This window comes from Pseudocitrobacter sp. CD920760, assembly GCF_057782505.1.
This window is the reverse complement of record NZ_CM173490.1, coordinates 3,152,174-3,173,578: the sequence shown is the minus strand read 5'-3', so window position 1 is coordinate 3,173,578 and position 21,405 is coordinate 3,152,174. Positions and strand designations below refer to the sequence as shown.

Here is a 21,405-nt window from a genome sequence, read left to right as displayed (position 1 = left end):
TAAACCGCAGCGGGCTTATCGCCAGCGAGAATTTCCAGTATAATAACCCCCTTTTTTCATCCAGTAGTGACATTCAGCTAAAGCTGCGACAGTTGTGCCTGCGGCTAAGTTAAGGGATATCTCATGCGTACAGAATATTGCGGACAGCTTCGACCGTCCCACGTTGGGCAGCAGGTGACTCTGTGTGGTTGGGTCAACCGTCGTCGTGATCTCGGTAGCCTCATCTTCATTGATATGCGTGACCGCGAAGGCATCGTGCAGGTGTTTTTCGATCCGGATCGTGCCGACGCATTAAAGCTGGCCTCCGAACTGCGTAATGAGTTCTGCATTCAGGTAACCGGCACCGTGCGTGCGCGTGACGAGAAAAACGTCAACGCCGACATGGCCACCGGTGAAATCGAAGTGCTTGCGTCTGATCTGACCATCATCAACCGTTCAGAATCACTGCCGCTGGATTCAAACCACGTTAACACCGAAGAAGCGCGTCTGAAGTACCGCTACCTCGACCTGCGTCGCCCGGAAATGGCGCAACGCCTGAAAACCCGCGCGAAAATCACCAGCTTTGTGCGTCGCTTTATGGACGATCACGGTTTCCTCGATATCGAAACCCCGATGCTGACCAAAGCGACCCCGGAAGGCGCGCGCGACTACCTGGTACCGTCTCGTGTACATAAAGGTAAATTCTACGCGCTGCCGCAGTCTCCGCAGCTGTTCAAACAGCTGCTGATGATGTCCGGTTTCGACCGCTACTATCAGATCGTAAAATGCTTCCGTGACGAAGACCTGCGTGCTGACCGTCAGCCGGAATTCACCCAGATCGACGTCGAAACCTCTTTCATGACCGCACCGCAAGTGCGTGAAGTGATGGAAGCGCTGGTACGTCAGCTGTGGCTGGAAATCAAAGGCGTGGATCTGGGCGATTTCCCGATCATGACCTTTGCCGAAGCTGAACGCCGTTACGGTTCCGATAAACCGGATCTGCGTAACCCGATGGAGCTGGTAGATGTTGCTGACCTGCTGAAAGACGTTGAGTTCGCGGTCTTCGCAGGCCCGGCAAACGACCCGAAAGGCCGTGTTGCGGCGCTGCGTGTTCCTGGTGGTGCGGCACTGACCCGTAAACTTATCGACGAATACGGTAATTTCGTGAAGATCTACGGCGCGAAAGGTCTGGCTTATATTAAAGTCAACGAACGTGCAAAAGGTCTCGAAGGCATCAACAGCCCGGTAGCGAAATTCCTGAATGCAGAAATCGTCGAAGCGATTCTTGAGCGCACCGGCGCACAAGATGGCGACATGATCTTCTTCGGCGCGGACAACAAAAAAGTGGTTGCCGACGCGCTGGGCGCGCTGCGCCTGAAACTGGGTAAAGACCTTAACCTGACCGACGAGTCCAAATGGGCGCCGCTGTGGGTTATCGACTTCCCGATGTTTGAAGACGATGGTGAAGGCGGTCTGACCGCGATGCACCACCCGTTCACCTCGCCGAAAGACATGACCGCAGACGAACTGAAAGCGGCGCCGGAAGACGCGGTAGCGAACGCATACGACATGGTTATCAACGGCTATGAAGTGGGCGGTGGTTCCGTGCGTATTCACCGTGGTGATATGCAGCAGACCGTGTTCGGCATTCTGGGCATTAACGAACAGGAACAGCGCGAGAAATTCGGCTTCCTGCTCGACGCCCTGAAATACGGTACGCCGCCGCACGCAGGCCTGGCATTCGGTCTTGACCGTCTGACCATGCTGCTGACCGGCACCGATAACATCCGTGACGTTATTGCCTTCCCGAAAACCACGGCAGCAGCCTGTCTGATGACCGAAGCGCCAAGCTTCGCGAATCCGGCTTCTCTGGCTGAACTGAACATTCAGGTCGTGGCGAAGGAAGCAAAAGAGTCTGCGGAGAACAAGTAATATGTCATTCAAGCGTCCCGTGTCGATTCTCGTGGTGATTTATGCCGAGGACACGAAGCGGGTGCTGATGCTACAGCGGCGCGATGATCCTGATTTCTGGCAGTCGGTTACCGGCAGCGTGGAAGAGGGTGAAACCGCGCCGCAGGCCGCCGCACGTGAAGTAAAGGAAGAGGTCTCTGTCGATATTTTCGCAGAGCGTCTGAATCTTATGGATTGTCAGCGTACGGTGGAGTTTGAAATTTTTAGTCATTTACGTCATCGCTATGCGCCGGGCGTCATGCGCAATACCGAATCCTGGTTTTGCCTTGCGCTCCCTCACGAACGGGAGATCGTGTTCACTGAACATCTGACCTACCGCTGGGTTAATGCTGTGGACGCCGCGGCATTAACCAAGTCGTGGAGCAACCGGCAGGCGATTGAAGAGTTTGTAATTAACGCCGCCTGATAGGGCGCGCTTTTTGAGGAAATATTTATGGCAGGTCATAGTAAATGGGCCAACACCAAACACCGCAAAGCGGCACAGGATGCCAAGCGCGGTAAAATCTTCACCAAAATCATTCGTGAGCTGGTAACGGCTGCGCGTCTGGGCGGCGGCGACGCTGGCTCCAACCCGCGTCTGCGTGCGGCGATTGATAAAGCGCTGTCTAACAACATGACGCGTGACACCCTGAACCGTGCCATCGCACGTGGCGTGGGCGGTGATGATGATGCGAACATGGAAACCATCATTTATGAAGGTTACGGCCCTGGCGGTACTGCGGTGATGGTTGAATGTCTGTCTGACAACCGTAACCGTACCGTAGCGGAAGTGCGTCACGCGTTCACCAAAACCGGTGGTAACCTGGGCACTGACGGTTCCGTTGCCTACCTGTTCAGCAAAAAAGGCGTGATCTCCTTCGAGAAAGGCGATGAAGACGCAATCATGGAAGCTGCGCTGGAAGCGGGTGCCGAAGACGTTGTGACCTTCGACGATGGCGCGATTGACGTCTACACCGCGTGGGAAGAGATGGGCGCAGTACGTGATGCGCTGGAAGCGGCTGGCCTGAAAGCCGACGAAGCAGAAGTCTCCATGATCCCATCGACCAAAGCAGACATGGATGCAGAAACTGCGCCGAAACTGCTGCGTCTGATCGATATGCTGGAAGACTGCGATGATGTGCAGGAAGTCTACCATAACGGTGAGATCTCTGATGAGGTAGCAGCGACTCTGTAATGGAGCCGTTCACTCAACAACCGGAGGTGCGTGTTGTCGATTATTCTCGGGATTGACCCCGGCTCACGCATCACCGGTTACGGCGTCATCCGCCAGGTTGGCAGGCAGCTTACCTATTTAGGCAGCGGCTGCATTCGAACCAAGGTGGATGATCTGCCGTCCCGTCTGAAGCTAATCTACGCTGGCGTCAGCGAAATCATCACCCAGTTTCAGCCTGATTTTTTTGCCATTGAGCAGGTCTTTATGGCGAAAAACGCCGACTCCGCGTTAAAGCTGGGGCAGGCGCGCGGCGTGGCGATTGTCGCGGCGGTGAATCAGGACCTACCGGTGTTTGAATATGCCGCCCGTCAGGTCAAGCAGACCGTCGTGGGCATTGGTAGCGCGGAGAAAAGCCAGGTGCAGCACATGGTGCGCACGCTGCTGAAGCTCCCCGCGAATCCACAGGCCGATGCCGCCGATGCGCTGGCCATTGCCATCACCCACTGCCATGTCAGCCAGAACGCGATGCAAATGAGCGAATCGCGGCTGAATCTGGCGAGAGGGCGATTGCGTTGAATTCGAATGCCTCTGCTAATTAAGGCAGAGGCATTATCGTTTTGATATTAATTCTGCTGTTTAAAATAGTCTTTGCATTGTTGCCATGTTAGCCCCATTGGCCAACTTTGGCGTTCGACCTGGCCATCAATCATGGCATTTGCACGGGTAAACGTTTCTTTATCATCAGCTATGCAAGAGGCGATCAATACACCATTCAGCGTTCTTGTAGAGTGGTATTGCTCGTAGCGGTCTCTCCAGCCTTGAAGAAGGTCGTTCCAGGAGACTATTTTTTTATCTCGCAATAAATTCATGCTATCTGGTTGGAAGAAGAAAGCATTATGCCAAATGTAAGCATACATAGATAAACCAGACTGTGTTTTATTTTTATCTGCAGCAATCCGGGCGATCTTTTCTATTTCTTCATAACTGCCGCCCCACTTAGGTAATCGCCCCTCCATTGCCTGTAAATAATTATCCTGATAAGTAGGGTATTTTTCAATTCCTTCATAAAAGGTTTTATATAATAAATCTTTATCTTCAAGGTTTCTGGCAACCATCATCATGATGGGATACCATTCAGCATCTTTATCAGCCAGATCCTTGTTTTTTAGAAGGTATTCCTTTTCCTGGTTGACAAGTTTTTTATATTTTGGCCATACACTGGGATCTACAGAGTCCGCCGGGCCTTCACCCCGGAGTTCGACAATCTGAGCATTATATTTAAATGCTTTAAGTATCCTTGCACCGGACGAATTGGGTACAGCTTTCAACCATTCATTGATTGTTTCGTCGGTAAAACCACCATCGCTGACATCATTCTTATATATGTCGTACATACTTCCCCAAAATATTTCTAGTTTTTGCGTCCCTCCGCTGGTAGCTGGAAAATTGGTATTATATTGTTTAATTATTGATTCCAACTGTACCCAGTCTTTTTTATAAGTAAGGTCCATTACTTGTTGTTCAATAACTCCACGCTCTGTCATTTCAGTTGTAGTACTTGCTGAAGCAATGATTGGAGAAAGTATTAATGATGAAAATATAAATTTCTTAACATTCATAGAACATCCTTTTCTGTAAAAAGTATCTTGATTTTTAGTTAAATAACTGCAGGTTACTTTATGTTTTGAACATTACTGTCGAAGATAAGAGTCAGACTCGGATGATGCCACAAGCTGGCTGGTGTCACGGTTTTTCGCTCCCACGGAATCGAGCCCAGAAACCAGAACTTCCAGAAGGTGAGTTTGGCGTTGGGGTTACTGTGCAGCAAGTTCCCGAAGGTTTCTATTTCGCCCACCGGGATGCATAACGCTTCTTTATAGATATCGAAGACAAATTTCGAGCAGAACTGACGCGCAGAATCGTATTTAAAGCCGGTATGGTAAAGCTTATGCAGCCGTCCTGGCACCTTTTCCACCAGCGCCAGTTTTTGTTCTGCGGTTAATCCGCCAGCCAGACGGCGGACGCCGTAGCGTTGATTGGTCGAGCGTTCAATGAAGCGAGACAACGTTGTTATGGTAGAGAGCGGTACGCGGCTTTCGGCGACCAGGTAATCATCGTCGTCATGTCCGATAATTATCCCCACATGGTTGCTCCAGCATTGCGAGGCCGCAGAAATTTGTCCAAACAGGCGAGCGCCGATGCAGGTGAAGACAATATCGCCGGTTTCATATTTGGTTGGGTAATTTATTTTCACTATTTAATCCATTGTTTATATATAATCTATAATCTTTCTTTCCTAATAATAAAGAATTAGCATTGTATTAGGGTAATGACAAGGCAAGTTTTATGAAATCCTTAATGAAGGTGATGTGTTTGCTTTTAATAAGTTATTGTGTGAATGCGTTCGCTAATGACAATGTTATTCGCTATCCCTATCGCTATGGACGCGTTTCTTTAAATGATAAGGGGGCAATTGTTCCGAAAGTCATTCATATAAGTGATGACATCTACGGCGTGGGTGAAGTTGGTACGAGTATCAACAATGCGAGAATGGTGCAAAGTGGAGTAACCGTGAGGCTTGGCGTCATACAGCAAGGACGCGTGGTGAATGCATTTCTGGATTTCTACAATCGCAATAATCAACCCGCTTATATATTTAAAGGTGGATTGCTGCCCTGTAACGCTGCATTTAACGTTTCAACGAGTAATATTGTCCTTGATGGGATGTGTGGAATTTATGATGGTGTTGATGGCTGGCAAGTTATTCCGCCGGGTGGGCATTATAAGAGATCGTTTTCACTGACTCAGGCTTTTGAATTCTTACCCGGGAAACATCATTATAAAATTAACTCAAGCAGTTTTTCCATCAAAGTGGGGAATGATATTTTTGCAAGAGAGGCGGCTGAAAGAATACTTTTTGATGTGATTAACTGGCGATATGGCTACGCGTTAAAAAGTTATGAAATGGTGTCAGAGGGGGATTTGCTGGCGGGGACTTATGCTCTGTCTGGCACTCAACCTGCTAACAAGGGTGATGAATATTTGATTTACTCAAACCAGGCCTCGATTACTCTTGATGGTAACGATTTAGAACATACACAGGCGTATCAATGGCGAATTGAGAATGGACTTACTCCGAAGAAATTTAACGTGCAGGGAGTGGGTGAATAGCATTCATCTTGACTATCGGCTATCCAGAAAAACCACCACACATCAACTTTTGTTTCATCCCTCGCTGGATATCTATCCAGCATTTTTTTATGATACACCTTTGTATCAGAGCCATTAACGCAGGAGCGTCATGTGATAGGCAGACTCAGAGGCATCATCATTGAAAAACAACCCCCGTTAGTACTGCTGGAAACGGGCGGCGTCGGCTATGAAGTGCATATGCCGATGACCTGCTTCTATGAGCTGCCGGAAGCGGGGCAGGAAGCCATCATCTTCACCCATTTCGTGGTGCGCGAAGATGCACAGTTGCTGTACGGCTTTAACAACAAACAGGAACGTACCCTGTTTAAAGAATTGATTAAAACCAATGGCGTTGGCCCGAAACTGGCGCTGGCAATCCTCTCCGGTATGTCGGCGCAGCAGTTTGTTAATGCCGTTGAGCGCGAAGAACTTGGCGCGCTGGTGAAACTGCCGGGCATCGGCAAAAAAACCGCCGAGCGTTTGATTGTCGAAATGAAAGACCGCTTCAAGGGCCTGCACGGCGACCTGTTTACGCCAGCCGCCGATCTGGTGCTCACCTCTCCGGCTGGCCCGGCGACGGACGATGCAGAGCAGGAAGCGGTTGCCGCGCTGGTGGCACTGGGCTATAAACCTCAGGAAGCCAGCCGGATGATCAGCAAAATCGCCCGTCCGGATGCCAATAGCGAAACATTGATCCGCGAAGCGTTACGCGCTGCGCTGTGAGGTAGAGGATGATTGAAGCAGACCGTCTGATTAGTGCAGAAAGTACGCTGCCAGAAGATGTGGTAGACCGCGCCATCAGGCCTAAATTGCTGGAAGAGTACATTGGTCAGCCGCAGGTGCGCTCGCAGATGGAGATTTTCATCCAGGCCGCGAAGCTGCGTGGTGATGCGCTCGACCATCTGCTTATTTTCGGCCCTCCTGGGCTGGGTAAAACCACGCTTGCTAATATCGTTGCCAATGAAATGGGCGTGAATTTGCGCACTACCTCTGGCCCGGTGCTGGAGAAAGCGGGCGACCTGGCGGCAATGCTGACGAACCTCGAACCGCATGATGTGCTGTTTATCGATGAAATTCATCGACTGTCACCGGTGGTGGAAGAGGTGCTCTATCCGGCGATGGAGGATTATCAGCTCGATATCATGATTGGCGAAGGCCCGGCCGCGCGCTCGATTAAAATCGACTTGCCGCCGTTTACTCTGATTGGCGCGACCACGCGCGCGGGGTCGTTAACCTCGCCGCTGCGTGACCGTTTCGGTATTGTTCAGCGGCTTGAATTTTATCAGGTGCCTGACCTGCAACATATCGTTGGCCGTAGCGCCCGTTATATGGGGCTGGAGATGAGTGAAGAGGGCGCGCTGGAAGTTGCTCGCCGCGCACGCGGTACGCCGCGTATCGCCAACCGCCTGCTGCGTCGCGTACGCGACTTCGCGGAAGTAAAGCACGATGGCACCATTTCAGCGGATATCGCCGCGCAGGCGCTGGATATGCTTAACGTCGATGCGGAAGGGTTTGATTATATGGACCGCAAATTGCTGCTAGCCGTTATCGATAAATTCTTCGGCGGCCCGGTGGGGTTAGATAACCTGGCGGCGGCGATTGGTGAAGAGCGGGAAACTATTGAAGATGTGCTGGAGCCCTACCTGATTCAGCAGGGCTTCCTGCAACGTACGCCGCGTGGACGTATGGCGACGGTGCGTGCGTGGAATCACTTCGGCATTACGCCGCCGGAAATGCCCTGAGGACCGTGTCGGATGGCGATGCTCACGCATCTTATCCGACCGACAAAACCGTATTCCCAGGCCGGATAAGGCGAAGCCGCCATCCGGCAAAACACGACTCCGCGCCTGAAGACCGGATAAGCGAAGCCGCCATCCGGCATCTCAACGGCTCACTGAGCCTGCTTTTTCATCATACTGAAAATAAACAGCACCGCGGCACACAGCACCACGGAGGGCCCGGCCGGTGTATCATAAAACGCCGAGAAGGTCAGGCCGCCGGTGACCGCAATCATCCCCACGCCAACGGCGATGCTCGCCATTTGTTCCGGTGTGCGGGCAAAACGACGAGCCGTCGCGGCGGGAATAATCAGCAGTGACGTGATGATTAGCGCACCTACAAACTTCATTGCCACGCCGATGGTTAACGCCGTCACCAGCATCAGCAGCAGTTTCACGCGTTGCAGCTTCACACCATCGACAAACGCCAGGTCCGGGCTGATGGTCATCGACAGCAGGTTACGCCACTGCCAGAGAAGAATGGCCAGCACAATCACCACGCCAATCGCGATGGAAATCAGATCTTCCGGCGTAACCGCCAGCAGGTCGCCAAACAAATACGCCATCAGATCCACGCGGATATTCGACATCAGGCTGACGACCACCAGACCCAGCGACAGCGCACTGTGCGCCATAATCCCCAGCAAGGTATCGACCGCAAGGTGAGGGCGTTTTTCCAGCCATACCAGCCCGCCGGCCAAAAAGAGCGTAACCACGATAACCGCATAGAAAGGATTTACATCCAGCAGCAGGCCAAACGCTACGCCCAGTAATGAAGCATGGGCCAGGGTATCGCCGAAATAGGACATACGACGCCAGACCACAAACGAGCCCAGCGGGCCAGCGGCGCACGCCAGCATCATCCCGGCCAGCCAGCCGGGCAGCAACAATTCAATCATGAGTGACCATTTCCCCGACGCAAAACAATACGACCCTGTAAATCGTGGCGATGGTTATGCTGATGGCGGTAGATGCCGAGTTGTTCAGCGCCGCGCGGGCCGAACATCGAGATAAATTCTGGATGCATCGACACCACGTCCGGCGTGCCGGAACAGCAGATGTGATGATTCAGGCATAAAACTTCGTCAGTTTTTGCCATCACCAGGTGCAGGTCGTGCGAAACCATCAGCACCGCGCAGTCCAGTTCCTGACGTAGCTGGTTAATCAGATCGTACAGCGCGACCTGACCGTTAACATCGACACCCTGCGTCGGTTCGTCCAGCACCAGCAACTGCGGGCTGTTCAACAGCGCGCGCGCCAGCAGGACGCGTTGTGTCTCGCCGCCAGAGAGTTTCTGCATTGGCGCGTTAAGCAAATGACCTGCCTGCACGCGTTTCAGCGCCGGAAGGATATCCGCTTTTTTGGTTGCCGGGTGCAGACGTAAAAAACGCTCCACCGTCAGCGGCAGCGTGGCATCCAGGTGTAATTTCTGCGGCACATAGCCAATGCGTAGTTTGCCCTCGCGCTTGATCACGCCTTCATTGGGTGCTACCAGGCCTAAAACCACGCGTACCAGCGTGGATTTACCCGCACCGTTCGGCCCGAGTAACGTCAAAATGCGTCCTGGCTTCAGGGCCAGTGAAATGTCAGACAGCACGCGGCGCTGGCCGAATGAGACCGAAACATTTTCCAGTGTTACAAGATTCGTCATAGCAATTAAGGGTTGCACAAGTGAGTGAATGTTATAATATCACATTCCACTTATTCATTACGATTATCAGACGCATTATGTTACAGAAAAATACGCTTCTTTTCGCTGCTTTATCGATTGCGTTGAGCGGTGCCGCCGTTCAGCGCGCTGACGCGGCTGTGGTCGCCTCATTAAAACCGCTTGGATTTATCGCTTCAGCTATCACCGATGGCGTCACCGAGACGCAGGTTTTACTGCCTGATGGTGCGTCTGAGCATGATTATTCTCTGCGACCTTCTGATGTAAAACGCTTACAGAACGCGGACTTAGTCGTTTGGATTGGGCCGGAAATGGAAGCGTTCATGAATAAGTCAACGCAAAGCATTTCTGACAAAAATAAAGTCACCATTGCCCAGCTTGACGACGTGAAACCGTTGCTCATGAAAGGGGGAGATGATGATGACCATGACCATGAAGGTGACCACGATCACGCAGGCCATGAGAGTGAAAAAGGTGACGCACATCACCATCACGGCGACTACAACATGCATCTGTGGCTCTCGCCAGAGATAGCGCGGCTGTCAGCGGTTGCAATCCATGACAAATTAGTGGAACTTATGCCGCAGAGTCGAGCCAAACTCGACGCCAACCTGAAGGATTTTGAGGCACAATTAGCCACAGCCGATAAAGAGGTTGGTAACGAGCTGGCACCGCTGAAAGGGAAGGGGTATTTCGTTTTTCATGACGCCTATGGCTACTATGAAAAACAGTACGGTTTAACGCCGCTTGGCCACTTTACCGTAAACCCTGAAATCCAACCCGGTGCGCAGCGTTTACATCAAATCAGAACACAGTTGGTTGAGCAAAAAGCAGCCTGCGTTTTTGCTGAGCCACAGTTCAGGCCAGCGGTCGTTGAAGCGGTGGCCCGGGGAACTTCTGTGCGTATGGGCACGTTAGATCCTCTGGGTACAAACATTCAATTGAGCAAAGAGAGTTACGCGGCGTTTCTTCGTCAACTCGCGAACCAATATTCGAGCTGCCTGAAGGGAGATTAATGAGGAAGTGAATACGTGCAACAGATAGCCCGCTCTGTCGCCCTGGCGTTTAACAATTTGCCGCGACCCCACCGCGTTATGCTGGGGTCGTTGACAGTCCTGACTTTAGCGGTCGCCGTATGGCGACCATACGTTTATCACCCAACATCCAGCCCGATTGTACGCACCATCGAGCTGGAACAGAAAGAAATCCGTTCCCTGTTGCCGGAAGCGAGCGAGCCTATCGACCAGGCAGCACAGGAAGATGAAGCTATCCCGCAGGATGAGCTGGACGAAAAAACCGATAACCAGCATGAGTACGTTGTCTCGACAGGCGACACCCTCAGCAGCATCCTCAATCAGTATGGTATTGATATGGGTGATATCAGTCGTCTTGCGGCGACGGATAAAGACCTGCGTAATATGAAAATCGGCCAGCAGCTCTCCTGGACGCTGACGGCGGATGGCGATTTACAACAGCTCACCTGGGAAATGTCCCGTCGCGAAACTCGTACTTATGACCGCGTTGCTAACGGCTTTAAAATGAGCGCTGAAACGCAGCAGGGCGAGTGGGTGAACAGCCTGCTGAAAGGCACTGTTGGCGGCAGCTTTGTGACCAGCGCGCGCAATGCCGGCCTTACCAGCACAGAAGTCAGTGCGGTAATCAAAGCGATGCAGTGGCAGATGGACTTCCGTAAGCTGAAAAAAGATGATGAATTCGCCGTACTGATGTCGCGCGAAATGCTGGATGGCAAGCGCGAGCAAAGCCAACTGGTTGGCGTGCGTATCCGTTCCGAAGGTAAAGATTACTACGCGATCCGCTCCGAAGACGGTAAGTATTACGACCGTAACGGTACCGGGCTGGCAAAAGGATTCCTGCGTTTCCCAACCGCGCGTCAGTTCCGCGTCTCTTCAAACTTTAATCCGCGTCGCCTGAACCCGGTTACCGGCCGTGTCGCGCCGCACCGAGGCGTAGACTTCGCGATGCCGCAAGGCACGCCTGTACTGGCGGTGGGTGACGGTGAAGTGGTCATGGCGAAGCGTAGCGGTGCGGCAGGTTACTATGTGGCGATCCGTCATGGTCGTACTTACACCACCCGCTACATGCACCTGCGTAAAATCCTCGTGAAGCCAGGGCAGAAAATCAAACGTGGCGACCGTATCGCGCTTTCCGGGAATACCGGGCGTTCTACTGGCCCGCACCTGCACTATGAAGTATGGATCAACCAGCAGGCGGTCAACCCGCTGACGGCGAAACTGCCGCGTACGGAAGGCCTGACCGGTTCCGATCGTACGGATTACCTTGCACAGGTTAAGCAGGTCCTTCCGCAGCTGCGTTTTGATTAATTTCGCTTAATTTATATGCAATTAAAGCCGGTGTACTCAGTGTCACCGGCTTTTTCTTTTGTGTGAACCAGAGCGCCTCGCTACACTATCGGTAATCGTTTCGCACCAGAAGCGCTCTTCATGGAATAAGCATGGAAACAAACAAAAAAAACAGTGAATACATTCCTGAATTTGAGAAAGACTTTCGCCGCCCACAGTACTGGGGTGCGTGGTTAGGTGTGTTCGCCTTCGCGGGTGTAGCTTGTCTGCCCGCAAAAGTACGCGACCCGCTATTAGGCTCGTTGGGCCGTCTGGCCGGGCGTTTAGGCAAAAGCGCTCGCCGCCGCGCACAAATCAATCTGCGTTACTGTTTCCCGGACAAAAGCGATGCTGAAGTCGAGTCTATCATTGATGGTATGTACACCACTGCGCCGCAGGCGATGGCGATGATGGCTGAACTGGCGATTCGCGGACCAGAGAAAATTTTGCCGCGCGTCGACTGGCAGGGCAAAGAGATCATCGACGAAATGCACGAGAAGGGCGAGAACGTCATTTTCCTCGTGCCGCACGGCTGGGGCGTGGATATCCCGGCAATGCTGATGGCGTCCCAGGGGCAGAAAATGGCCGCCATGTTCCACAATCAGGGCAACAAAGTATTCGATTATGTGTGGAATACCGTACGTCGTCGTTTTGGCGGTCGTCTGCATGCGCGTAACGACGGCATTAAGCCGTTTATCCAATCGGTGCGTCAGGGCTACTGGGGCTACTATCTGCCGGATCAGGATCACGGCCCGGAGCACAGCGAGTTCGTCGATTTCTTCGCCACCTACAAAGCCACACTCCCGGCGATCGGCCGTCTGATGAAGGTGTGCCGTGCGCGCGTGGTGCCGCTGTTCCCGGTCTATGATGGCAAAACACATCGTTTAACCATTCTGGTACGCCCGCCGATGGACGATCTGCTGGAAGCAGACGATCACACCATTGCGCGTCGAATGAATGAAGAGGTGGAGATTTTTGTCGACCCGCATCCGGAACAGTACACCTGGATCCTGAAGCTGCTGAAAACGCGTAAACCGGGTGATATTAAGCCGTATAAACCGAGCGAGCGATATCCAGAGTAAGTGCTTTATGTGCCCGGTGGCGCTGCGCTTACCGGGCCTACACGAATTGAGTAGGGCAAAGTCTGGTAGGCCTGATAAGCGAAGCGCCATCAGGCAGTTTTACAGCCTACTCGTAGCTAAAAATAAAAAGGCCTCTTCACATGAAGAGGCCTTTTACACATTAAAGAACTATCTTATTCGACGGTCAAAATACGCGTGGTGTTGGTGGAACCCACGGTATCCATCACATCACCCTGCGTCACAATCACCAGGTCGCCGGCAACCAGATAGCCTTTATCGCGCAGCAGATTAACGGCTTCATGGGCCGCCGCAACGCCGTCGCTTTCGCTATCGAAATGCACCGGGGTCACGCCGCGATACAGCGCGGTCAGGTTCAGGGTGCGCTCATGACGCGACATGGCGAAAATCGGCAGACCGGAGGTGATACGTGAAGTCATCAGCGCGGTACGGCCAGACTCGGTCATGGTGATGATGGCACTCACACCTTTCAGATGGTTTGCCGCGTACATCGCGGACATCGCAATGGCTTCTTCAACGTTGTCGAACTGCACGTCCAGACGGTGTTTAGAGACGTTGATGCTTGGGATTTTTTCCGCACCCAGGCACACGCGCGCCATTGCCGCGACGGTTTCAGACGGATACTGGCCCGCAGCGGTTTCCGCAGACAGCATCACCGCATCGGTACCATCCAGCACGGCGTTCGCCACGTCCATGACTTCCGCGCGGGTTGGCATTGGGTTGGTGATCATCGATTCCATCATCTGGGTTGCAGTGATCACTGCACGATTCAGCTGACGCGCGCGACGAATCAACGCTTTCTGAATACCCACCAGCTCCGGGTCGCCGATTTCTACACCCAGGTCGCCACGCGCAACCATCACCACGTCAGACGCCAGGATGATGTCATCCATCGCGTCCTGGCTGCATACGGCTTCCGCACGTTCAACTTTTGCCACGATTTTCGCGTCGCAGCCTGCTTCGCGCGCCAGACGACGAGCGTAGTTCAGGTCTTCGCCACAGCGCGGGAAGGAGACCGCCAGATAGTCGACAGCAATTTTTGCTGCGGTGACGATATCTGCTTTGTCTTTCTCGGTCAGGGCTTCAGCAGAGAGGCCGCCGCCCAGTTTGTTGATACCTTTATTGTTGGAAAGCGGGCCGCCGACGGTCACTTCGGTGAACACTTTCATGCCCTGAACTTCCAGCACTTTCAACTGTACGCGACCATCGTCGAGCAGCAGAATGTCGCCCGGAACCACATCCGCAGGCAGACCTTTATAGTCGATACCGACTTTTTCTTTATCGCCTTCACCTTTACCCAGGTTGGCGTCGAGCAGGAATTTATCGCCGATGTTGAGGAAAACTTTGCCTTCTTTGAAGGTTGAAACACGGATTTTTGGACCCTGGAGATCGCCTAAAATAGCCACATGACGACCCAGTTTTGCCGCGATTTCGCGTACTTTATCTGCGCGAAGCTTATGATCTTCCGGCGTACCGTGAGAGAAGTTCATTCGTACAACGTTGGCGCCTGCGGCAATCACTTTCTCAAGATTATTGTCGCGGTCAGTGGCTGGCCCTAACGTGGTAACGATTTTGGTTCTGCGAAGCCTTCTGGACATGTAATACTCCGTTAACTTAAACAACCAGGTGTTGCGTGAACATGGATTCGGCTCCTAAAAGGTAGCACCGCTTGTGCAGTGATAACGCCGAATGTCTAATCAATAGTGCTGTAACGATTTTTAGTGGTTATCGCTGTGTGTCATACGTTCTTTATCAAACCGCGATTCCTTTAACGCTTCTTTGACTCGCTTCAAGTTATCCCTGAATTTCGCGCCCCGGCGCAGCGTAAAACCGGTAGCCAGCACGTCAATGACCGTCAACTGTGCCAGCCTGGAAACCATGGGCATATAAACGTCGGTGTCTTCGGGAACGTCAAGCGTAATGGCAAGGGTGGCTTCGCGCGCGAGCGGCGTGTTTGCCGACGTCAGCGCAATCACCATAGCATCGTTCTCACGCGCCAGCTGCGCCAGTTCCACCAGACTTTTGGTTCTGCCAGTGTGTGATATCAGCACCACGACGTCATCTTCGCTGCAATTCATACAGCTCATCCGTTGCAACACGATGTCATCGGAATAGACCACCGGCACGTTGAATCGGAAGAATTTGTTCATCGCGTCGTGGGCGACAGCGGCGGAAGAGCCCAATCCGAAGAAGGCGATGCGTTTGGCCTGAGTAAGGAGATCGACCGCCCGGTTTACCGCCGACATTTCCAGCGACTGGCGGACGTGCGCCAGGCTTGCCATCGCCGACTCAAATATTTTCCCGGTGTAGGCTTCTACGCTGTCATCTTCATCCACATTACGATTAACATACGGTGTACCGTTGGCCAGACTTTGGGCAAGATGAAGCTTAAAATCGGGGAAGCCGCGCGTTTCAAGGCTGCGACAAAAACGATTTACCGTTGGCTCGCTGACCTCGGCTTCCAGCGCCAGTGCCGCAATACTTGAGTGGATAGCCTGCTCTGGCGCGGCAAGGATCACCTCCGCCACTTTACGTTCGGATTTGCTAAGGTTTTCCAGTTGCGACTGAATTTTTTCCAGCATGTTCATCGTGATGGGGCGCTCATTGATTGAAACGATTCCATTAATGGGTGAAATCTGCAGGCGTTTTAGCAAGAATATACCCCTCAAGGTTGATGAAAGGGGACAAACAACAGCAAAAAATGTTGTTTTTTTTCATTACATGATCAACGTCGAATTTTTGCATACCCGAACAGGGCGAAAGAACGAACAAAATTAGCGCTTTGCCCAAGCGTTAAGCCGCAGATATTTCCATTTGTGCGGTCTAAGGCGGTAAAAGGTTTCGGTAAGTTAGTAAACACAGTACAGTGCGGTGTAATAAAATTACAACTGTAGCCTGGCATAAGAACCAGGAAATACAACTGAGGAGAATGACATGGCGGTAACGCAAACGGCCCAGGCATGCGATCTGGTCATTTTCGGCGCGAAAGGTGACCTGGCGCGTCGTAAATTGTTGCCTTCCCTGTATCAGCTTGAAAAAGCCGGTCAGATCAATCCGGACACCCGTATTATCGGGGTAGGACGTGCGGATTGGGACAAAGAGGCGTACACCAAAGTGGTGCGCGAGGCGCTCGAAACCTTCATGAAGGAGAAAATTGATGAAGGTTTGTGGGAAACACTGAGCGGCCGCCTGGATTTCTGCAATCTGGATGTCAACGACACCAGCGCGTTTAGCCGCCTTGGCGAAATGCTGGATCAGAAAAACCGTGTCACCATCAACTACTTCGCGATGCCGCCAAATACGTTCGGCGCGATTTGCAAAGGTTTGGGTGAGGCGAAACTGAACGCCAAGCCTGCGCGCGTGGTGATGGAAAAACCGCTGGGCACCTCGCTTGCGACCTCGCGTGAAATCAATGACCAGGTGGGCGAATACTTCGAAGAGTGCCAGGTATACCGTATTGACCACTATCTGGGTAAAGAAACGGTCCTGAACCTACTGGCGCTGCGCTTTGCCAACTCCCTGTTTGTTAATAACTGGGATAACCGCACTATCGATCACGTCGAAATCACCGTGGCAGAAGAAGTTGGTATCGAAGGCCGTTGGGGCTACTTCGACCAGGCTGGTCAGATGCGCGATATGATTCAGAACCACCTGCTGCAAATTCTGTGCATGATTGCTATGTCGCCGCCGTCCGATCTGACCGCCGACAGCATTCGCGATGCCAAAGTGAAAGTACTGAAATCCCTGCGTCGTATCGACCGTTCTAACGTGCGCGAAAAAACCGTACGCGGTCAGTACACCTCAGGTTTTGCTCAGGGCAAAAAAGTGCCGGGCTACCTGGAAGAAGAGGGCGCCAACAAACAAAGCAATACGGAAACTTTCGTCGCTATTCGCGTTGATATCGACAACTGGCGCTGGGCGGGCGTGCCGTTCTACCTGCGCACCGGTAAACGACTGCCGACCAAATGCTCTGAAGTGGTGGTGTACTTCAAAAACCCGGAACTCAATCTGTTTAAAGAGTCCTGGCAGGAGCTACCGCAGAATAAACTGACGATTCGCTTGCAGCCAGATGAAGGTGTGGATATCCAGGTGCTGAACAAAGTGCCGGGTCTGGACCACAAACATAACCTGCAAATCACCAAGCTGGATCTGAGCTACTCCGAAACCTTCAATCAAACGCACCTGGCGGATGCTTATGAGCGCCTGCTGCTGGAAACCATGCGCGGAATTCAGGCGCTGTTCGTGCGTCGCGATGAAGTGGAAGAAGCGTGGAAGTGGGTCGACTCCATCACTGAAGCGTGGGCCGCCGATCAGGACCCGCCGAAACCATATCAGGCAGGCACCTGGGGGCCGGTAGCTTCCGTTGCCATGATCACCCGCGATGGCCGTTCCTGGAACGAGTTTGAGTGAGGAACACCGGTAATCCCATTGGGGTATTTTACCGGTAACATGATCTAACACAGCATGTAGTGCTATTTTTACGCATTTAAGCCCCGGGTGGATTCACCCCCGGGGCTTTTTTTATTACACTATCTTCAGATGTTTGCCCCTAAGCTACAGAATACGGGGGTTTTGTGGCAGAAAATGCTAATCAAAACCTTATGTCGCTGGAGCCTGGACAGAAAATTTTTGAGGAGCTTTTATGAATCCTGTATTGTTACGCGTAACAAATCGCATTATCGACCGCTCGCGCGATACCCGTTCTGCCTACCTTGAACGCATCAAGCGTGCGAAGACAGAAACCGTTCACCGCTCCCAGCTGGCCTGCGGTAACCTGGCGCACGGTTTTGCGGCTTGCGGCGCAGAGGATAAAGCCTCGCTGAAAAGCATGCTGCGTAACAATATTGCGATCATCACCTCCTATAACGACATGCTCTCTGCGCATCAGCCGTATGAGCACTATCCGGATATCATTCGTAAAGCCCTGCACAGCGTCAATGCTGTGGGTCAGGTTGCGGGCGGCGTGCCGGCGATGTGCGATGGCGTAACCCAGGGTCAGGATGGGATGGAACTCTCCCTGCTGAGCCGTGAAGTGATCGCCATGTCTGCGGCTGTGGGCCTGTCTCACAATATGTTTGACGGCGCGCTGTACCTCGGCGTGTGCGACAAAATCGTCCCAGGGCTGGCTATGGCGGCGCTCTCTTTCGGCCACCTGCCGTCCGTCTTCATTCCGTCAGGCCCAATGGCCAGCGGCCTGCCGAATAAAGAAAAAGTACGTATTCGTCAGCTGTATGCGGAAGGTAAGGTAGACCGTAACGCGCTGCTTGATTCTGAAGCCGCTTCTTACCATGCGCCAGGTACCTGTACGTTCTACGGTACCGCGAACACTAACCAGATGGTTATTGAATTCATGGGGATGCAGCTGCCGGGCTCTTCATTTGTTCACCCGGACGCGCCGCTGCGTGAAGAACTGACTGCGGCTGCCGCACGTCAGGTGACCCGCATGACCGGTAACGGCAACGAATGGATGCCGCTCGGTCAGATGATCGACGAAAAAGTGGTGGTCAACGGTATCGTTGCGCTGCTGGCAACCGGGGGTTCCACTAACCACACCATGCACCTGGTCGCCATGGCGCGTGCTGCGGGCATCATCATCAACTGGGATGACTTCTCTGAAATCTCCGACGTTGTGCCGCTGATGGCGCGTCTGTACCCGAACGGCCCGGCGGATATTAACCACTTCCAGGCGGCGGGCGGCGTACCGGTGCTGGTGCGCGAACTGCTGAAAGGTGGCCTGCTGCACGAAGACGTAAACACCGTGGCGGGCTTCGGTCTGTCTCACTACACCATGGAACCGTGGCTGAATAACGGCAAGCTGGACTGGCGTGAAGGCGCAGCCGCGTCTCTGGATGAAAACATCATCGCCTCCTTCGACAAGCCGTTCTCTAAACACGGCGGCACCAAAGTACTGAGCGGCAACCTTGGCCGCGCGGTGATGAAAACCTCTGCTGTGCCGGTTGAAAACCAGGTTATCGAAGCGCCAGCCGTGGTCTTTGAGAGCCAGCATGACGTTCTGCCCGCCTTTGAAGCGGGCCTGCTGGACAAAGATTGCGTAGTTGTGGTGCGCCATCAGGGGCCAAAAGCGAACGGAATGCCAGAATTACATAAACTCATGCCGCCACTTGGTGTATTATTGGACCGCTGTTTCAAAATTGCGTTAGTAACTGATGGACGACTCTCTGGTGCATCAGGTAAAGTGCCGTCAGCAATTCATGTTACCCCGGAAGCATACGATGGTGGCTTGCTGGCAAAAGTACGTGACGGCGATATGATCCGTGTCAACGGGCAGACCGGCGAATTAACGCTGCTGGTCGATGAAGCCGAGCTGGCCGCACGTCAACCGCACATTCCTGACATGAGCGCCTCCCGTGTCGGTACTGGCCGCGAAATGTTCAGCGCGCTACGCGAGAAACTCTCCGGCGCAGAGCAGGGCGCAACCTGCATTACCTTTTAAGATGATACGTTTTTAGATCTGGCGAGAGAATAATCTGATGAAAAACTGGAAAACCACTGCAGAAGCAATCCTGACTACGGGTCCTGTTGTACCGGTAATCGTAGTGAACAAGCTGGAACACGCTGTGCCGATGGCAAAAGCGCTGGTTGCAGGCGGTGTACGCGTGCTGGAAGTCACCCTGCGTACCGCGTGCGCAATGGACGCTATCCGCGCTATCGCTAAAGAAGTGCCGGACGCTATCGTAGGTGCGGGTACTGTCACTAACCCGCAGCAGCTGAAAGAAGTCACCGAAGCAGGTGCGCAGTTCGCCATCAGCCCGGGCCTGACCGACTCTCTGCTGAAAGCAGCAACCGAAGGTACTATTCCGCTGATCCCGGGTATTAGCTCTGTTTCTGAACTGATGCTGGGTATGGATCACGGTCTGAAAGAGTTCAAATTCTTCCCGGCTGAAGCAAACGGCGGCGTGAAAGCGCTGCAGGCGATTGCAGGTCCGTTCTCTCAGGTTCGTTTCTGCCCGACTGGCGGTATCTCTCTGAAAAACTGCCGCGACTACCTGGCGCTGAAAAGCGTTCTGTGCGTTGGTGGTTCCTGGCTGGTTCCGGCGGATGCGCTGGAAGCAGGCGATTACGATCGCATCACCAAACTGGCTCGCGAAGCCGTAGAGACTGCAACGCTGTAAGTGCGTAACGATGCCGGGTGGCACTGCGTTTACCCGGCCGCAATAAACCTGAAGCGGGCCAACGGCCCGCTTTTTTTATCTCTCACGCATCATCATCGTGCACCTGATTATTCAGCCTCTATAAGAGATACGAGTTCCGAAAAGGAGTGCGCCAATGTGGAAGAGTAGGTGATCATCAGGTTGAGATAGTCGATGGCAAGGCCTGACTGATAACGCTGTTGCTTGCTGCAGTAAATAATTGAGCGCTGATTCAGGGCGTAAGCAATCCCATTCATAATCCCGGTATCAACGTTGGGTTCAAAGGTATCTGAATAGAATATGGCTTGCTTTGATTTTCTCAAGTTATCAATATCGTTTGCGATGTCATTTATATTATCGCCCAGGATGTATGTTTTCCCCGCATTGACAATGGCTTGCTGAATTTTTCCCAGTAATTCGCGAGAGGGTTCAGTATAGGAGAAATTGGGATCAAGATAATAATCGAACTCGATTGGTAAGGGGGAAACAGGTTTAGCCGGAGGAAGTCCTGTACCAAAATCAGTCAGTAAGTTCTGCTGCAGAATATGCAATGCGCGATTAATGATGTCTGTGGTTTGTGACCGATAGTTCTTAATACTGGGATCGGAATCAGAGATGGAAACAACGGTTGCTATGTAGTTCATCAACTTGCTGATTGGATAAAATTCGTCAGCATCTCCTGCCGCCCAGATAAGAAAATCTGTCGTTACCAGATGAACCGGCATACCGCGAGCCCATGCGTAGCCTGCTTCCCACGCACAGCCTGAGTCATAGGTTCCTCCATCGAAATAGCCTACGACACCCACGCTATTATCCATGTTGGCAACATCATTGATGAAGATCTCCTCCTCACTTGTTGCGCCAGCATCATCTCGATAGGGTAAAAAGGTGTGAACGAGCGATGGAAATAAACCATCATCAACCCATTGATCTAATATATCATTTAAATTTAGTGCGTCTAACCGCCATGGCGCACAATACACTCTGCATTGATTGTATAACTGATTTGCCATAATAAACTCCTTTTCGCTAATCCATGGTGTTGCGTTTTC

20 protein-coding genes are annotated in these 21,405 nt (G+C 52.5%); 13 read left to right on the top strand and 7 right to left on the bottom strand.

Going from position 1 to position 21,405, the window contains the following annotated elements; all coding sequences use genetic code 11:
* The first annotated feature begins 123 nt into the window (after window positions 1-123).
* Genes aspS through ruvC form a run of 4 tightly spaced genes read left to right on the top strand, consistent with a single transcriptional unit; the run spans window position 124 to window position 3,679 of the window.
* Complete coding sequence (gene aspS / locus AC1MKH_RS14900; RefSeq protein WP_276219892.1) at window positions 124-1,911, top strand: aspartate--tRNA ligase; 1,788 nt, start codon at window positions 124-126, stop codon at window positions 1,909-1,911.
* A 1-nt stretch (window position 1,912) separates the two neighbouring features.
* The gene (gene nudB / locus AC1MKH_RS14895) at window positions 1,913-2,356 is read left to right on the top strand and encodes a dihydroneopterin triphosphate diphosphatase (RefSeq protein WP_231827004.1); all 444 of its coding nucleotides are present in this window, start codon (window positions 1,913-1,915) and stop codon (window positions 2,354-2,356) included.
* A 27-nt stretch (window positions 2,357-2,383) separates the two neighbouring features.
* On the top strand, window positions 2,384-3,124 hold the full coding sequence (locus AC1MKH_RS14890) for a YebC/PmpR family DNA-binding transcriptional regulator (RefSeq protein ID WP_015964020.1): 741 nt from the start codon (window positions 2,384-2,386) through the stop codon (window positions 3,122-3,124).
* A gap of 33 nt (window positions 3,125-3,157) precedes the next feature.
* A complete protein-coding gene (gene ruvC, locus AC1MKH_RS14885) occupies window positions 3,158-3,679 on the top strand; it encodes a crossover junction endodeoxyribonuclease RuvC (RefSeq protein ID WP_015964021.1) in 522 nt (173 codons plus the stop codon).
* 47 nt (window positions 3,680-3,726) lie between these two features.
* Here ruvC and AC1MKH_RS14880 read toward each other — a convergent pair whose 3' ends face one another.
* The gene (locus AC1MKH_RS14880) at window positions 3,727-4,722 is read right to left on the bottom strand and encodes a DUF4034 domain-containing protein (RefSeq protein WP_276219893.1); all 996 of its coding nucleotides are present in this window, start codon (window positions 4,720-4,722) and stop codon (window positions 3,727-3,729) included.
* A gap of 53 nt (window positions 4,723-4,775) precedes the next feature.
* Window positions 4,776-5,357 carry a YebB family permuted papain-like enzyme gene (locus AC1MKH_RS14875; RefSeq protein WP_276219894.1) on the bottom strand — a complete coding sequence of 194 codons (582 nt, stop codon included), beginning with the start codon at window positions 5,355-5,357 and terminating at the stop codon, window positions 4,776-4,778.
* 92 nt (window positions 5,358-5,449) lie between these two features.
* Here AC1MKH_RS14875 and AC1MKH_RS14870 point away from each other — a divergent pair, with 92 nt between their 5' ends.
* The 3 genes from AC1MKH_RS14870 to ruvB all read left to right on the top strand — a co-directional run bounded on the left by AC1MKH_RS14870 (window position 5,450) and on the right by ruvB (window position 8,037).
* Window positions 5,450-6,274 carry a hypothetical protein gene (locus AC1MKH_RS14870; protein WP_276219895.1) on the top strand — a complete coding sequence of 275 codons (825 nt, stop codon included), beginning with the start codon at window positions 5,450-5,452 and terminating at the stop codon, window positions 6,272-6,274.
* Between the two features lie 132 nt (window positions 6,275-6,406).
* Window positions 6,407-7,018: a Holliday junction branch migration protein RuvA gene (gene ruvA / locus AC1MKH_RS14865; RefSeq protein ID WP_015964026.1), complete on the top strand. Its 612-nt coding sequence runs from the start codon at window positions 6,407-6,409 to the stop codon at window positions 7,016-7,018.
* A gap of 8 nt (window positions 7,019-7,026) precedes the next feature.
* Entirely contained in the window at window positions 7,027-8,037 is a 1,011-nt protein-coding gene (ruvB, locus tag AC1MKH_RS14860) for a Holliday junction branch migration DNA helicase RuvB (RefSeq protein ID WP_276219896.1), read from the top strand.
* A 149-nt stretch (window positions 8,038-8,186) separates the two neighbouring features.
* Here the strand turns inward: ruvB and znuB are convergent, their stop codons facing one another.
* A complete protein-coding gene (gene znuB, locus AC1MKH_RS14855) occupies window positions 8,187-8,972 on the bottom strand; it encodes a zinc ABC transporter permease subunit ZnuB (protein ID WP_276219897.1) in 786 nt (261 codons plus the stop codon).
* The gene (gene znuC / locus AC1MKH_RS14850; RefSeq protein WP_015964029.1) at window positions 8,969-9,724 is read right to left on the bottom strand and encodes a zinc ABC transporter ATP-binding protein ZnuC; all 756 of its coding nucleotides are present in this window, start codon (window positions 9,722-9,724) and stop codon (window positions 8,969-8,971) included. The genes znuB and znuC overlap by 4 nt, the downstream gene beginning before the upstream one ends.
* Window positions 9,725-9,801: 77 nt before the next feature.
* On the opposite strand from znuC, the gene znuA reads away from it, so the two are divergent.
* From znuA to lpxM, 3 genes are all read left to right on the top strand, one after another.
* On the top strand, window positions 9,802-10,758 hold the full coding sequence (gene znuA / locus AC1MKH_RS14845) for a zinc ABC transporter substrate-binding protein ZnuA (protein ID WP_276219898.1): 957 nt from the start codon (window positions 9,802-9,804) through the stop codon (window positions 10,756-10,758).
* A 15-nt stretch (window positions 10,759-10,773) separates the two neighbouring features.
* Complete coding sequence (gene mepM, locus AC1MKH_RS14840; protein ID WP_276219899.1) at window positions 10,774-12,084, top strand: murein DD-endopeptidase MepM; 1,311 nt, start codon at window positions 10,774-10,776, stop codon at window positions 12,082-12,084.
* Window positions 12,085-12,215: 131 nt separating this feature from the next.
* Complete coding sequence (gene lpxM / locus AC1MKH_RS14835; protein ID WP_276219900.1) at window positions 12,216-13,184, top strand: lauroyl-Kdo(2)-lipid IV(A) myristoyltransferase; 969 nt, start codon at window positions 12,216-12,218, stop codon at window positions 13,182-13,184.
* 173 nt (window positions 13,185-13,357) lie between these two features.
* Here the strand turns inward: lpxM and pyk are convergent, their stop codons facing one another.
* The gene (gene pyk, locus AC1MKH_RS14830; RefSeq protein ID WP_015964035.1) at window positions 13,358-14,800 is read right to left on the bottom strand and encodes a pyruvate kinase; all 1,443 of its coding nucleotides are present in this window, start codon (window positions 14,798-14,800) and stop codon (window positions 13,358-13,360) included.
* Window positions 14,801-14,920: 120 nt separating this feature from the next.
* Entirely contained in the window at window positions 14,921-15,790 is an 870-nt protein-coding gene (locus AC1MKH_RS14825; protein WP_113857102.1) for a MurR/RpiR family transcriptional regulator, read from the bottom strand.
* 346 nt (window positions 15,791-16,136) lie between these two features.
* Here AC1MKH_RS14825 and zwf point away from each other — a divergent pair, with 346 nt between their 5' ends.
* The 3 genes from zwf to AC1MKH_RS14810 all read left to right on the top strand — a co-directional run bounded on the left by zwf (window position 16,137) and on the right by AC1MKH_RS14810 (window position 20,335).
* Window positions 16,137-17,612 (top strand): glucose-6-phosphate dehydrogenase, encoded by a 1,476-nt coding sequence (gene zwf / locus AC1MKH_RS14820; protein WP_276219901.1) that lies wholly within the window; start codon window positions 16,137-16,139, stop codon window positions 17,610-17,612.
* Between the two features lie 232 nt (window positions 17,613-17,844).
* Window positions 17,845-19,656: a phosphogluconate dehydratase gene (gene edd, locus AC1MKH_RS14815; protein ID WP_276219902.1), complete on the top strand. Its 1,812-nt coding sequence runs from the start codon at window positions 17,845-17,847 to the stop codon at window positions 19,654-19,656.
* 37 nt (window positions 19,657-19,693) lie between these two features.
* Window positions 19,694-20,335 carry a bifunctional 4-hydroxy-2-oxoglutarate aldolase/2-dehydro-3-deoxy-phosphogluconate aldolase gene (locus tag AC1MKH_RS14810; RefSeq protein WP_015964039.1) on the top strand — a complete coding sequence of 214 codons (642 nt, stop codon included), beginning with the start codon at window positions 19,694-19,696 and terminating at the stop codon, window positions 20,333-20,335.
* 107 nt (window positions 20,336-20,442) lie between these two features.
* On the opposite strand, the gene AC1MKH_RS14805 is transcribed toward AC1MKH_RS14810, so the two are convergent.
* On the bottom strand, window positions 20,443-21,366 hold the full coding sequence (locus AC1MKH_RS14805; protein WP_276219903.1) for a nucleoside 2-deoxyribosyltransferase: 924 nt from the start codon (window positions 21,364-21,366) through the stop codon (window positions 20,443-20,445).
* Window positions 21,367-21,405: the final 39 nt, after the last annotated feature.